This is a genomic window from Pseudomonas sp. PS01300 (genome assembly GCF_029960155.1).
In the GTDB taxonomy this organism is placed as follows: Bacteria; Pseudomonadota; Gammaproteobacteria; order Pseudomonadales; family Pseudomonadaceae; genus Aquipseudomonas; species Aquipseudomonas palmensis.
On sequence record NZ_JASCPN010000012.1, the window covers coordinates 22,645 to 35,006 of the forward strand.

Here is a 12,362-nt window from a genome sequence, read left to right on the forward strand (position 1 = left end):
TCGCATCTAGCAACTGCCCAGAACCCACGCAAGGAGCCCGCATGACGGTGTCGCCCCCCAACCTGATCGTCTGCCTGGGGCTTGCGCTGCTGCTTGGCTGCGGCGAGAAGAAAGCCGCCGCACCCGACCTGCCCAGGGTGGCGGTGCAACAGGTCAAGGCCGGCGACTTTGCAGCCTCCGTGACCCTCACCGGCGATGTTCAGGCACGGGTGCAGGCCGACCTGTCGTTTCGCGTGGGCGGCAAGATCATCGAGCGCAACGTCGACGTGGGCGATCACGTCAGCGCCAATCAGGTGCTGGCGCGCCTGGACCCCAAGGACCTGCAAACCAATGTCGACTCGGCCAAGGCCGAGGTCTTCGCCGAACAGGCTCGCGTGACCCAGACTTCCGCCGCCTTCGTGCGCCAGCAGAAGCTGCTGCCCAAGGGCTACACCAGCCAGAGCGAATACGACGCGGCCCAGGCCGCCCTGCGCAGCAGCCAGAGCGCGCTCAAGGCCGCCCAGGCGCAACTGGCCAACGCCCGCGAACAACTGAGCTACACCGCGCTGATCGCCGAGGCGCCCGGGGTGATCACCGCGCGCCAGGCCGAGGTGGGGCAGGTGGTGCAGGCCACCGTGCCGATCTTCACCCTGGCCCGCGACGGCGAGCGCGACGCGGTGTTCAACGTCTACGAATCGCTGCTGATGGCGCCACCCACCCAGCAGGCGATCATCGTCAGCCTGCTCGACGACCCCAAGGTGCAAGCCAAGGGGCACGTGCGTGAAATCACCCCGACGGTCTCGGCGCAAAGCGGCACGGTGCAGGTCAAGGTGGGCCTGAGCGAGGTGCCGCCGGCCATGCAGCTGGGCTCGGTGGTGAGTGCCACCGCCAGGGCCGAGGGCACCCCGAGCATCGAGCTGCCGTGGTCGGCGCTGACCAAGGATGTGCATGACCCGGCGGTGTGGCTGGTGGGCCAGGACAACAAGGTCAACCTGCGCAAGGTCAAGGTGCTGCGCTACCTCACCGGCAAGGTGGTGGTGGGCGACGGCCTCAAGGGCGGCGAAACCGTGGTGATCGCGGGTGGGCAGCTGCTGCACCCGGACATGCAGGTGGAAGTGGCAGACCCAGCCGATATCGGGGTGACGCAATGAGAACCCTGTGGCTGATGTTCGGTTGTGTGTTGCTGGCCGCCTGCGCCGATGACGAGCCGCCGCCCGAGCCGGTGCGCCCGGTGCTGTCCCAGGTGGTGCAGGCGCAGGACCAGGCGCGCCTGGGGCGCTTTGCCGGCTCCATCCAGGCGCGCTACGAAAGCACCCTGGGCTTTCGCGTGGGCGGGCGCATCGCCCGGCGCTGGGTGGATGTGGGCGCCACGGTGAAGGCCGGCGACACCCTGGCCACCCTCGACCCCACCGACCAGCAGAACCAGTTGCGTGCCGCCGAAGGCGACCTGGCCAAGGTGCAGGCGCAGTGGATCAACGCCCAGGCCAACGCCCGTCGTCAGCAGCAGCTGTTCGACCGGGGCGTGGGTGCCCAGGCCCAGCTGGACATCGCCCAGACCGACCTGAAGACTACCGGCGCCTCGCTCGAACAGGCCAAGGCGGCGGTCAACCAGGCCCGCGACCAGCTCGGCTACAGCACCTTGCAGGCCGACCACCCCGCCGTGGTCACTGCCTGGCAGGCCGAGGCCGGGCAGGTGGTCACCGCCGGCCAGGGCGTGGTCACGCTGGCGCGCCCGGACGTCAAGGAGGCGGTGATCGACCTGCCCGCAGGCCTGGCCGACGAACTGTCGGGCGAGGTGAAGTTCCTGGTGGCCGCGCAGCTCGACCCCAGCGTGAACACCAGTGCCGTGCTGCGCGAGATCGAGCCCCAGGCCGACGCGGCCACGCGTACCCGGCGGGCGCGCCTGACCCTGGCCGACACCCCCGAGGCCTTTCGCCTGGGCACGGCCATCAGCGTCACCCTGAGCTCGGCGATCCAACCGCGCAGCGAGCTGCCGTTGAGCGCCCTGCAGGAGGTCGACGGGCACACCCGGGTATGGGTCGTCGACCCGCAGCAGCATACGGTTTCATTGCGTGACGTGAAGGTCAGCGAGCGGCTGGACAACAGCGTGGTGCTCAGTGCCGGCCTGCAGCCGGGCGAGCGTGTGGTCACGGCGGGGGTCAACAGCCTCAAGCCTGGCCAGAAGGTAAAAATCGATGAGGAAGGCCCGCGATGAAAGGAAGCTTCAACCTGTCGGAATGGGCACTCAAGCACCAATCCTTCGTCTGGTACCTGATGTTCGTCGCGTTGCTGATGGGGGTGTTTTCCTATTTCAACCTGGGCCGTGAGGAGGACCCCTCGTTCACCATCAAGACCATGGTCATCCAGACCCGCTGGCCCGGCGCCACCCAGGACGAGACCCTGCTGCAGGTCACCGACCGCATCGAGAAGAAACTCGAGGAACTGGACTCGCTCGACTACGTGAAAAGCTACACCCGGCCCGGCGAGTCGACGGTGTTCGTCAACCTGCTCGATACCACCAAGGCTGGCGACATCCCGCAGATCTGGTACCAGGTGCGCAAGAAGATCCAGGACATCCGCGGCGAGTTCCCCCAGGGCATCCAGGGCCCCGGCTTCAACGACGAGTTCGGCGATGTGTTCGGCTCGGTGTATGCGTTCACCGCCGACGGCATCTCGATGCGCCAGCTGCGCGATTACGTCGAGCAGGTACGTGCAGAAATCCGCGAGGTGCCGGGGCTGGGCAAGGTCGAGATGATCGGCCAGCAGGACGAGGTGCTGTACCTGAACTTCTCCACCCGCAAGCTGGCGGCCCTGGGCATCGACCAGCGCCAGGTGGTGCAGGCGTTGCAGGCGCAGAACGCGGTGACCCCGGCCGGGGTGATGGAGGCCGGCCCCGAGCGTATCTCGGTGCGCACCACTGGCCAGTTCGCCTCGGAGAAAGACCTGGAGCAGGTCAACCTGCGCCTGGACGACCGCTTCTATCGCCTGGCCGATATTGCCGAGATCAGCCGCGGCTACGCCGACCCGCCCACGCCGATGTTCCGCTACGACGGCAAGCCTGCCATCGGCCTGGCCATTGGCATGAAGAAGGGCGGCAACATCCAGGCCTTCGGCAAGCAGCTGCACGAGCGCATGGAGGCCGCCACTGCCGACCTGCCGGTGGGCGTGGGCGTGCACACCGTGTCGGACCAGGCGGTGGTGGTCGAGGAGGCCGTGGGCGGCTTTACCAGTGCGCTGTTCGAGGCGGTGGTGATCGTGCTGGTGGTCAGTTTCATCAGCCTCGGGGTGCGTGCCGGGCTGGTGGTGGCCTGCTCGATTCCGCTGGTGCTGGCCATGGTGTTCGTGTTCATGGAGTACAGCGGCATCACCATGCAGCGGATCTCCCTCGGCGCGCTGATCATCGCGCTGGGCCTGCTGGTGGATGATGCGATGATCACCGTGGAGGTGATGGTCACGCGGCTGGAGAAGGGCGAGAGCAAGGAGCAGGCGGCCACGTTCGCCTACACCTCCACCGCCTTCCCGATGCTCACCGGCACCCTGGTGACGGTGGCGGGTTTCGTGCCCATCGGCCTGAACGCCAGCTCTGCGGGCGAGTACACCTTCACCCTGTTTGCGGTGATCGCCGTGGCGCTGCTGGTGTCGTGGGTGGTGGCGGTGCTGTTCGCGCCGGTGCTGGGGGTGCACCTGCTCAGCGCCAAGGTCAAGGCCCACGACGCCGAGCCCGGGCGTATCGGTCGCGGTTTCAACCATGGCCTGCTGTGGTGCATGCGCCACCGCTGGATCACCATCATCGGCACCGTGGTGCTGTTCGCCCTGGCGGTGTTCAGCATGCGCTTCGTGCAGAACCAGTTCTTCCCGTCCTCGGACCGCCCGGAGATCCTGGTGGACCTCAACCTGCCGCAGAACGCCTCCATCGACGAGACGCGCAAGGCGGTGGACAAGCTGGAGGCGACCCTCAAGGACGACCCGGACATCGTGCGCTGGAGTACCTACATCGGCCAGGGCGCGATTCGTTTCTACCTGCCGCTGGACCAGCAGCTGGAGAACCCGTACTACGCCCAGCTGGTGATCGTGAGCAAGGGTCTGGAGTCGCGCGAGGCGCTGACGGCGCGTCTGAAGGAGCGCCTGCGCAAGGACTTCGTCGGCATCGGCAGCTACGTGCAGTCGCTGGAGATGGGCCCGCCGGTGGGGCGGCCGATCCAGTACCGGGTCAGCGGCAAGGACATCGACCAGGTGCGCAAGCATGCGATCGAGCTGGCGGCGCTGCTCGATGGCAACTCCCATGTGGGCGAGATCATTTACGACTGGAACGAGCCGGGCAAGGTGCTGCGCATCGACATTGCCCAGGACAAGGCGCGCCAGCTTGGGCTGTCGTCCGAGGACGTGGCCAACCTGATGAACGGCATCGTCAGCGGCTCGCCGGTGACCCAGGTGAACGATGACATCTACCTGATCGACGTGATCGGGCGCGCGGTGGACAGCGAGCGTGACTCGCCGCAGACCCTGCAGAACCTGCAGATCGTGACGCCCAGCGGCACCTCGATTCCTTTGTTGGCGTTTGCCACGGTGCGTTACGAGCTGGAGCAGCCGCTGGTGTGGCGGCGTGACCGCAAGCCGACCATCACGGTCAAGGCGGCGGTGCGTGACGAGATCCAGCCGACCGACCTGGTGGCGCAGCTCAAGCCGCAGATCGACGAGTTTGCGCGTAAGTTGCCGGCCGGTTATCAGGTGGCGACGGGGGGCACGGTGGAGGAGAGCGGCAAGGCCCAGGGGCCGATTGCCAAGGTGGTGCCGTTGATGCTGTTTCTGATGGCGACGTTCCTGATGATTCAGCTGCACAGTGTGCAGAAGCTGTTCCTGGTGGCGAGCGTGGCGCCGCTGGGGTTGATTGGCGTGGTGCTGGCGCTGATCCCCACGGGTACGCCGATGGGGTTCGTGGCGATACTGGGCATTCTGGCGCTGGCGGGGATCATCATCCGCAACTCGGTGATCCTGGTGACGCAGATCGATGCGTACGAGGCCGATGGGTATGCGCCGTGGGATGCGGTGGTGGAGGCTACGGACCATCGTCGCCGGCCGATTCTGCTGACGGCGGCGGCGGCGAGCCTGGGCATGATTCCGATTGCGCGGGAAGTGTTCTGGGGGCCGATGGCCTACGCGATGATTGGCGGCATCATTGTCGCCACGTTGCTGACCTTGCTGTTTTTGCCGGCGCTGTATGTGGCCTGGTACAAGATCAAGGAGCCGCAGCGCGAGTGATGGCCATCGCGGGTCGAGCCCGTTTCTACAGGTCCGGTGTTGTCTCTGTGGGAGCGGGCTTGACCCGCGATGGCCGTTACCGGTTCTAGAGCCATACGGCGTCCCAATGCGGATAGTCGCCGAGCCGCTTTACCAGCCCCGCCCGCAAAGGATTGGCAACGATGTAGCGGGCGACTGCGCGCACATCGTCTTCCCGTCTTAACGCACGATCATGAAACCCGGGCTGCCAGATGCGCCCCTGATGCCTGCAAGCCTTGAGTACGGCACAACCCGTGCGTGACTTGAAACGTCGCATGAGTGTCGCCAGGGTCAGGTTCTGCAACTCGATCAACCAGTGAACGTGGTCAGGCATGACGACCCAGGCCAGCGAGTGTGCACTGCCTTCTCGCTGCGCCTGCATGAACTGGGCTACCACCAGGCGCGCGATGTGGAAGTCCTGAAGAAGAGGTTTGCGGTGTTCGATGATGCTGGTAAGCAGGTAAAGTCGGCCAGGTTCCGAGAAACGGCCGCGGCGCAGGAAACGAGAGCTTGGACAGTCCATGTCGATCTCCTTGAGGTTGAAATCTCAAGGTAGTCAGGTGTGCACCTGCATGAAGGGTGTCATTGACTCCGGATGTGTCCGGGCTGGCCAATCGCGGGTCAAGCCCGCTCCCACAAGGACTTCAGCGGACCTGTGGGAGCGGGCTTGACCCGCGATACGGACGCTGCGGTCTATCTTTTGTTCAACCCCCGCGCCAACCGGTCCCCGCCCAGCTGGATCAACGCCACCAGCACTACCAGCATCACGATCACCGTCAGCATGATCTGGCTGTCGAAGCGCTGGTACCCGTATCGGTACGCGATGTCCCCCAACCCACCGGCACCAATCGCACCGGCCATCGCCGACGAATTGATCATGGTCACCAGGGTGATGGTGAAGCCGCCCACGATGCCTGGCAGCGCCTCGGGCAACAGCACATGCCAGACGATGTGCCAGCGCCGGCACCCCATCGCCTGCGCCGCCTCGATCAGCCCATGATCCACCTCGCGCAGGCTCACCTCGGCAATGCGCGCAAAAAACGGTGTGGCCGCAATCGTCAGCGGTACCACCGCCGCCCACACGCCATACGTGGTGCCCACGATCAGCCGCGTGAACGGGATCAACGCCACCATCAGGATCAGAAACGGTATCGAGCGGAACAGGTTGACGAACGCCCCCAGCACGCGGTTCACCAGCGGCGCCTCGTAGATGCCGCCCTTGCCGCTGGTCACCAGGATCACCGCCAGCGGAATGCCCGCCAGCAACGCGATCAGCGACGACACGCCCACCATCAGCAGGGTGTCGAGCACTCCCTGCAACAATCGATCAAACCACATAGCCCAGCACCTCCACCTGCGCCGCCCACTGGCGTGCCCGTTCGATCACCTGCGCATGCCCGTGCGCCGAGTTGGCCACCGACACCACCAGCTGCCCCAGCGCACGTTCCTGGATCGGTTCGATACCGCCCTGCAGCAGGCTCACCTGGCCGCCCAGCAACGCGAACAGCGTCGACAGTTCCGGTGCCTCGCGGTCGCGCCCGCTGACGCGCAGGCGCAGTACCAGCGCGGCCTGCGCATTCGGCGCCTCGGGCAGCAGGCGGGCCTGCAGGTGCTGCGGCAAGGCTGGCTGTAGCGGCGCCAGCAAGGTCTTGCTGACCGCGTGCTGCGGGTCGCCGAACACCTGCCACACCGCCCCCTGCTCGACGATGCGCCCGCGCTCGAGCACCACCACGCGATGGCAGATATCGCGGATCACCGCCATCTCGTGGGTAATCAGGATGATGGTCAGGCCCAGGCGCTGGTTGATGTCGCGCAGCAGCGCCAGAATCGAGCCGGTGGTCTCCGGGTCCAGCGCCGAAGTGGCCTCGTCGCACAGCAGTATCTGCGGGTCGTGCACCAGCGCGCGGGCAATCCCCACGCGCTGCTTCTGCCCGCCCGACAACTGCGCCGGGTACACCCCGTGCTTGTCCTGCAGGCCCACCAGCTCCAGCAGTTCGGCCACCTTGCGCTGGCGCTGGGCCTTGGGCACGCCGGCCACCTTCAGCGGCAGTTCGACGTTCTGCCACACGGTCTTGGCCGACATCAGGTTGAAGTGCTGGAAGATCATGCCGATGCGTCGGCGCAACGCCACCAGGTGGTCCTCGTTGTGCTCGCCGATGTCGACCTGGTCGATCAGCACCCGGCCGCTGCTGGGTTGCTCCAGGCGGTTGAGGGTGCGGATCAGCGACGACTTGCCGGCGCCGCTGCGGCCGATGATGCCGAAGATCTCGCCGCGCTGGATGTTCAGGTCGATGTCCGCCAGCGCCGCCGTGGCCTGCCCGGGGTAGGTCTTGTTGACGCCGATCAGGCGCACTTGCGCGCTGCTCAACTCAGGGTGCAGCGCGTGCCGTGGCGCGGGCTGCGCAGGTGGGCTGGGGGGCGCCGTCTGGCGGGCGGTGGCAGCACTCATCTCAGCTCTCCCAGCCCGGCTGGTAGAGCTTGCCGTAGGCTTTGTCGAGGGCTGCGCGTACCACCGGCGAGTGCTGGTAGATATCCACGAACCTGGCCAGGCGCGAGTCGTCCTTGCTCTGCGGGCGGATCACGAACTGGATCACGTATTCCTTGTGCTCCACGCCGTCGAACATCAGTGCCGAACCTGCATCGAAGGTGTTGGCCAGGCGGATGTAGTGCGGGTAGCCCTGCACCAGGTCGGCGTCGTCATAGGCACGCACCAGTTGCACGGCCTCGACCTGCAGGATTTTGAGCTTTTTCGGGTTGGCGACGATGTCGTCCTCGGTGGCCTTGTAGCCCACCCCCGGCTTGAGCGTGATCAGGCCGGCCTTGGCCAGCAGTTGCAGGCCGCGTCCGCCGTTGATCGGGTCGTTGGCGATGGCGGCGGTGGCGCCCTGGGGCAGCTCGTCGAAGCTTTTGTACTTTTTCGAGTACAGCCCGACATTGTTGATGATGCCCGGTGCATACGGCACCAGCGTCGAGCCCGCCGCGGCGTTGGCGTTTTCCAGGAACGGGATGTGCTGGAAGTAGTTCACGTCGAGGTCGCCGGCGGCGAGGCTGACGTTGGGCGCGATCCAGTCGCTGAACTCCACCAGTTCCACCTTGAGGCCCTGCTTCTTGGCCTCGTCCACGGCCGCTTCCAGGGCCGGGGCGAAGGCTGCGGTGGTGCCGACCTTGAGCGGTGCATCGTTGGCATGGGCGCCACCGATCAGGCCGAGGGCCAGGGCCAGGGCCGCGACAGGGCGGGCCAGAAATGTCTTAAGCATGCGGTTGCGCTCCAGTCGGGTTGAGGGTGCGATAGCCCGCGCCGGTATGGTCGGCGGGCAGGTGCGGGCCGGCGGCGAAGAGTTTTTCGCGCAGGCTGCCGTCGGTGTAGGCGGTCTTGTACGAACCGCGACGTTGCAGCTCGGGGATCACCAGGTCGATGAAGTCCTCATAGCTTTCCGGGGTGACGGTGCGGGCCAGGTTGAAGCCGTCCAGGCCGGTCTCCTCGATCCAGCGCTCCAGTTCGTCGGCAACCTGGGTCGGCGAGCCGACCAGGGTGATGTAGCGCCCGCCCAGGGCGTGCTGGTCGAGCAGCTTGCGCCGGGTCCAGTCGTTGTTCTGCAGGTGCTTGGTGGCGGACTGGATGGCGTTGCTCTTGACGTACTGGATCGGCTCGTCCAGGTCGTATTCGGCAAAGTCGATGCCGGTGGAGCTGGCAAAGTGCGCCACGCCGGCCTCGGGGCTGGCATGGCGCAGGTACTCGGCGTGCTTGGCGCGGGCCTGCTCCTCGGTGCGGGCCACGATCACGGTGAGGCCCATGAACACCTTCACCGCGTCGCCATCACGCCCGGCCGCCGTGGCCGCGGCGCGCACCTTGTCGACCTGGGCGCGGGTCGCGGCCTTGTTCTGGCCACTGATGAACACGCATTCGGCATGCTGCCCGGCAAACGCCAGGCCACGCTCGGAGGCGCCGGCCTGGAACAGCACCGGGGTGCGCTGTGGCGACGGTTCGCACAGGTGATAACCCTCCACCCGGTAGAATTCGCCGTGGTGCTGCACCTTGTGCACCTTGGCCGGGTCGGCGTACACGCGCTGTTCGCGGTCATTGCGCACGGCGTCGTTTTCCCAACTGCCTTCGAGCAGCTTGTACAGCACCTGCAGGTATTCGTCGGCCTGGTCGTAGCGCCGGTCGTGCTCGGGCTGCGCGTCCAGGCCCATGGCCTTGGCCGCGCTGTCGAGGTAGCCGGTGACGATGTTCCAGCCCACCCGACCATTGCTCAGGTGGTCGAGGGTCGAGAGCCTGCGGGCGAACAGGTACGGCGGCTCGTAGGTGAGGTTGGCGGTGAGGCCGAAACCCAGGTGGCGGGTGACTGCGGCCATCGCCGACACCAGCAGCAGCGGGTCGTTGACCGGCAGCTGGATGGACTCCTTGAGGGGCACATCGACCGACTGCTGGTACACGTCGTACACCCCGACGATGTCGGCGATGAACAGGCCGTCGAACAGCCCGCGCTCGAGCAACCGCGCCAGGTCGGTCCAGTACTCGAGGGTCTTGTACCGGGTCGAGGTGTCGCGCGGGTGCGTCCACAGGCCGTGGTTGATATGCCCCACGCAGTTCATGTTGAACGCGTTGAGCAGGATCTTCTTTTTCGCCATCAGATGGTGCCCCGCGACGGTGGGTTTTCATCGTTGAGGTAGAAGTTGCCGATGGCGTGGTACTTCCAGCGCACCGGGTCGTGCAGGGTGTGCACGCGGGCGTTGCGCCAGTGGCGGTCCAGGCCGTGTTCGGCCAGGGTGGCCTGGCTGCCGGCCAGTTCGAACAGCGTGCTGCCGGCGGCCAGGGAGATCTCGGTACTGATGGCGCGCGCCTCGGCCACGGCGATGGAGGCCGCCGCGACGGTGTCGGCATCGGTCTCGGCCTGGGCTCGGTCGAGGTATTCGCCGGCGCGTTCGAGCAAGGCTTCGGTGGCATGCAGGCGGATCGCCAGGTGACCGAAGGACTTGAGCGTCAACGGGTCGTCGACTGCCTTGTCGATACCCGAGTCGATCCATGGCCGGGTGCGCGTGCGCACAAAATGCAGGGCATCTTCATAGGCGGCGCGGGCGATGCCGGTGTCGATGGCGGCGTGCAGAATCTGCGCCAGCGGGCCGACCGGGGTCGGGCGCTCGAAGGCGCTCTGGAACGGCACCACATCGTCGGCTTCGACACGCACGTTGTCGAACACCACCGAGCCACTGCCGGTGGTGCGCTGGCCGAAGCCGCTCCAGTCGTCGATCACGTCGAGCCCGGCGCTGTCGGCGGGCACGAAGGCCAGCTGTTGCACGCCCTGTTCGTCGATCACCGAGGTGGGGATGCGCTGCGCGTACAGCGCGCCAGTGGCGTAGAACTTGCGGCCGTTGATGCGGTAGCCGTCACCGTCACGGGTGAGGGCGGTGGTGCGGTCGTGGGCGGTCTTGGTGCCCAGTTCGGCCAGGGCGTTGCCGAAGCGCCTGCCGGCCAGCACCTCGGCGTACAGGCGTGCCTGCTGCTGCGGGCTGCCGTTCACGCGCAGCACTTCAAGGGCGTAGAAGTGGTTCTGCGGGATCTGCCCCAGCGAGGCGTCGGCCTGGGCCATACGGGCGATGACCTTGGCCAGGGTGACGTTGGACACGCCTGCGCCACCGAAGGCTTTCGGCACGCTGATGCCCCACAGGCCCGAGCGCGAGAACAGCGCCAGTTCCGGGTGCGGCAGGCGGCGTTCACGGTCGCGCTCGATGCTGTCGCGGCGCAGTTGTTCGGCAATCTGTTCGGCAGTTTCCAACGCCTGGGCATCAGAAGAGATGACCGCCACGAGATCGTGCGGTTGCGGCAATAGGCTCATGAGAGGGCTCCAGTGGTCTGGTCAGATCCAGGAATGCCGGGCAGGCAGGGTCGCGTTGAGGTGGTAGGCGCCCACGGCGTGGTACTTCCAGCGCACCGGGTCGTGAAGGGTGTGCACGCGGGCGTTGCGCCAGTGCCGGTCGAGGTTGAACTCGGCCAGGGTGGCGCGGCTGCCCGACAGCTCGAACAGCTTCTCGCTGGCCTGCAGGGCAATCTCGGTGGTCAGCACCTTGGCTTCGGCCACGGCAATCGAGGCACGTGCGGCAGCGGCGGCATCGATGGGCGCGGCGTTGACCTCGTCGAGCACGCGCGCGGCGCGGCCGAGCAGCGCCTGGGCGGCATGCAGTTCGAGGGTCAGGCGGCCGATGTCGGCAATCACATAGGGGTCGTCACTGGCGCGATCGACCTTGGCGTCGACCCACGGCCGCGCGCGTTCGCGCACGAAGCTGATCGCATCGGCCACTGCGGCCTCGGCGATGCCGGCGTCGATGGCGGCCTGCACCAGCTGCGAGGCGGCGCCCTGGATGTTGGGGCTGTCGGCCTGGCGCCAGTTGTCGAGCACCAGCTCCGCGTCCACCGGCACCTCGTTGAGCAGCACCGTGCCGCTGGCGGTGGTGCGCTGACCGAAGCCGGACCAGTCGTCGACGATACGCAGGCCCGGGCTGCCACGGCGCACGAAGGCCATGACCTGGCGCCCGTCGTCGTTCAGCGCCTTGACTGCCACCCAGTGGGCGAACAGCGCGCCGGTGGAATAGAACTTCTGCCCGGTGAGCAGAAAGTGATCGCCCTGGCGCACGGCGCGGGCCTTGAGTTCGAGGGTGTTCTTGCTGCCGCGCTCGGGGCCGGCATTGCCGATGCGCCAGCCGTCGAGCACCGACTTGAACAGCAGGTGCTTCTGACGTTCGTTGCCGGTGTTCTTGACCTGCTGGAGGATGCCGAACTGGTTCTGCGGGATCTGCCCCAGGGCCGGGTCGGCCGCACTGATGATGCGGAACACCTCGGCGATGGTGGCGAAGGAAACGTCCGGCCCGCCGTGCTCGCGCGGGATGCTGATGCTGCCCAGGCCGCTGCGGGTGAACTGCTCGATCTCGGCCCACGGCAGCTTGCGCTGCTGGTCGCGGCGGGCGGCCTGCAGGCGCGCGGCGGCGGCCAGTTCATGGGCGGCCTCCAGGGCCTCTGCGTCATTGCGCAGGACCTTGGCCGGCAGCAGTAATGGGGCGTTGTCCAGATCGCTGTGGACTGCGTCGTGTACCAAGCTGGACATCAGTAC

At 66.8% G+C, this 12,362-nt stretch carries 10 protein-coding genes; 3 read left to right on the top strand and 7 right to left on the bottom strand.

Going from position 1 to position 12,362, the window contains the following annotated elements; genetic code table 11:
- Positions 1–41 precede the first annotated feature (41 nt).
- Genes QMX96_RS09035 through QMX96_RS09045 form a run of 3 tightly spaced genes read left to right on the top strand, consistent with a single transcriptional unit; the run spans position 42 to position 5,238 of the window.
- On the top strand, positions 42–1,130 hold the full coding sequence (locus QMX96_RS09035) for an efflux RND transporter periplasmic adaptor subunit (RefSeq protein ID WP_043861586.1): 1,089 nt from the start codon (positions 42–44) through the stop codon (positions 1,128–1,130).
- On the top strand, positions 1,127–2,194 hold the full coding sequence (locus QMX96_RS09040; protein ID WP_100632965.1) for an efflux RND transporter periplasmic adaptor subunit: 1,068 nt from the start codon (positions 1,127–1,129) through the stop codon (positions 2,192–2,194). The genes QMX96_RS09035 and QMX96_RS09040 overlap by 4 nt, the downstream gene beginning before the upstream one ends.
- Positions 2,191–5,238 carry an efflux RND transporter permease subunit gene (locus QMX96_RS09045; protein WP_043861588.1) on the top strand — a complete coding sequence of 1,016 codons (3,048 nt, stop codon included), beginning with the start codon at positions 2,191–2,193 and terminating at the stop codon, positions 5,236–5,238. Before QMX96_RS09040 ends, QMX96_RS09045 begins: the two co-directional genes overlap by 4 nt.
- Before the next feature lie 85 nt (positions 5,239–5,323).
- On the opposite strand, the gene QMX96_RS09050 is transcribed toward QMX96_RS09045, so the two are convergent.
- From QMX96_RS09050 to QMX96_RS09080, 7 genes are all read right to left on the bottom strand, one after another.
- Positions 5,324–5,779, bottom strand: coding sequence for a transposase (locus QMX96_RS09050; RefSeq protein ID WP_043861589.1), 456 nt, complete (start codon positions 5,777–5,779; stop codon positions 5,324–5,326).
- 170 nt (positions 5,780–5,949) lie between these two features.
- Complete coding sequence (locus QMX96_RS09055; RefSeq protein WP_054915900.1) at positions 5,950–6,594, bottom strand: methionine ABC transporter permease; 645 nt, start codon at positions 6,592–6,594, stop codon at positions 5,950–5,952.
- Positions 6,584–7,705 (bottom strand): methionine ABC transporter ATP-binding protein, encoded by a 1,122-nt coding sequence (locus QMX96_RS09060; RefSeq protein ID WP_282361642.1) that lies wholly within the window; start codon positions 7,703–7,705, stop codon positions 6,584–6,586. Before QMX96_RS09060 ends, QMX96_RS09055 begins: the two co-directional genes overlap by 11 nt.
- A 1-nt stretch (position 7,706) precedes the next feature.
- Positions 7,707–8,513: a MetQ/NlpA family ABC transporter substrate-binding protein gene (locus tag QMX96_RS09065; RefSeq protein WP_282361643.1), complete on the bottom strand. Its 807-nt coding sequence runs from the start codon at positions 8,511–8,513 to the stop codon at positions 7,707–7,709.
- Positions 8,506–9,888, bottom strand: coding sequence for an LLM class flavin-dependent oxidoreductase (locus tag QMX96_RS09070; RefSeq protein ID WP_054915902.1), 1,383 nt, complete (start codon positions 9,886–9,888; stop codon positions 8,506–8,508). The genes QMX96_RS09065 and QMX96_RS09070 overlap by 8 nt, the downstream gene beginning before the upstream one ends.
- The gene (locus tag QMX96_RS09075; protein ID WP_282361644.1) at positions 9,888–11,093 is read right to left on the bottom strand and encodes an SfnB family sulfur acquisition oxidoreductase; all 1,206 of its coding nucleotides are present in this window, start codon (positions 11,091–11,093) and stop codon (positions 9,888–9,890) included. The genes QMX96_RS09070 and QMX96_RS09075 overlap by 1 nt, the downstream gene beginning before the upstream one ends.
- 21 nt (positions 11,094–11,114) lie before the next feature.
- Positions 11,115–12,356 (bottom strand): SfnB family sulfur acquisition oxidoreductase, encoded by a 1,242-nt coding sequence (locus QMX96_RS09080; protein WP_054915904.1) that lies wholly within the window; start codon positions 12,354–12,356, stop codon positions 11,115–11,117.
- Positions 12,357–12,362: the final 6 nt, after the last annotated feature.

Bases quoted from the DNA above. Each gene is read 5' to 3' on its own strand.
- QMX96_RS09050 (WP_043861589.1), bottom strand. From the start codon at position 5,779: ATGGACTGTCCAAGCTCTCGTTTCCTGCGCCGCGGCCGTTTCTCGGAA.
- QMX96_RS09070 (WP_054915902.1), bottom strand. From the start codon at position 9,888: ATGGCGAAAAAGAAGATCCTGCTCAACGCGTTCAACATGAACTGCGTG.
- QMX96_RS09075 (WP_282361644.1), bottom strand. From the start codon at position 11,093: ATGAGCCTATTGCCGCAACCGCACGATCTCGTGGCGGTCATCTCTTCT.
- QMX96_RS09045 (WP_043861588.1), top strand. From the start codon at position 2,191: ATGAAAGGAAGCTTCAACCTGTCGGAATGGGCACTCAAGCACCAATCC.
- QMX96_RS09040 (WP_100632965.1), top strand. From the start codon at position 1,127: ATGAGAACCCTGTGGCTGATGTTCGGTTGTGTGTTGCTGGCCGCCTGC.
- QMX96_RS09060 (WP_282361642.1), bottom strand. From the start codon at position 7,705: ATGAGTGCTGCCACCGCCCGCCAGACGGCGCCCCCCAGCCCACCTGCG.
- QMX96_RS09055 (WP_054915900.1), bottom strand. From the start codon at position 6,594: ATGTGGTTTGATCGATTGTTGCAGGGAGTGCTCGACACCCTGCTGATG.
- QMX96_RS09035 (WP_043861586.1), top strand. From the start codon at position 42: ATGACGGTGTCGCCCCCCAACCTGATCGTCTGCCTGGGGCTTGCGCTG.
- QMX96_RS09065 (WP_282361643.1), bottom strand. From the start codon at position 8,513: ATGCTTAAGACATTTCTGGCCCGCCCTGTCGCGGCCCTGGCCCTGGCC.
- QMX96_RS09080 (WP_054915904.1), bottom strand. From the start codon at position 12,356: ATGTCCAGCTTGGTACACGACGCAGTCCACAGCGATCTGGACAACGCC.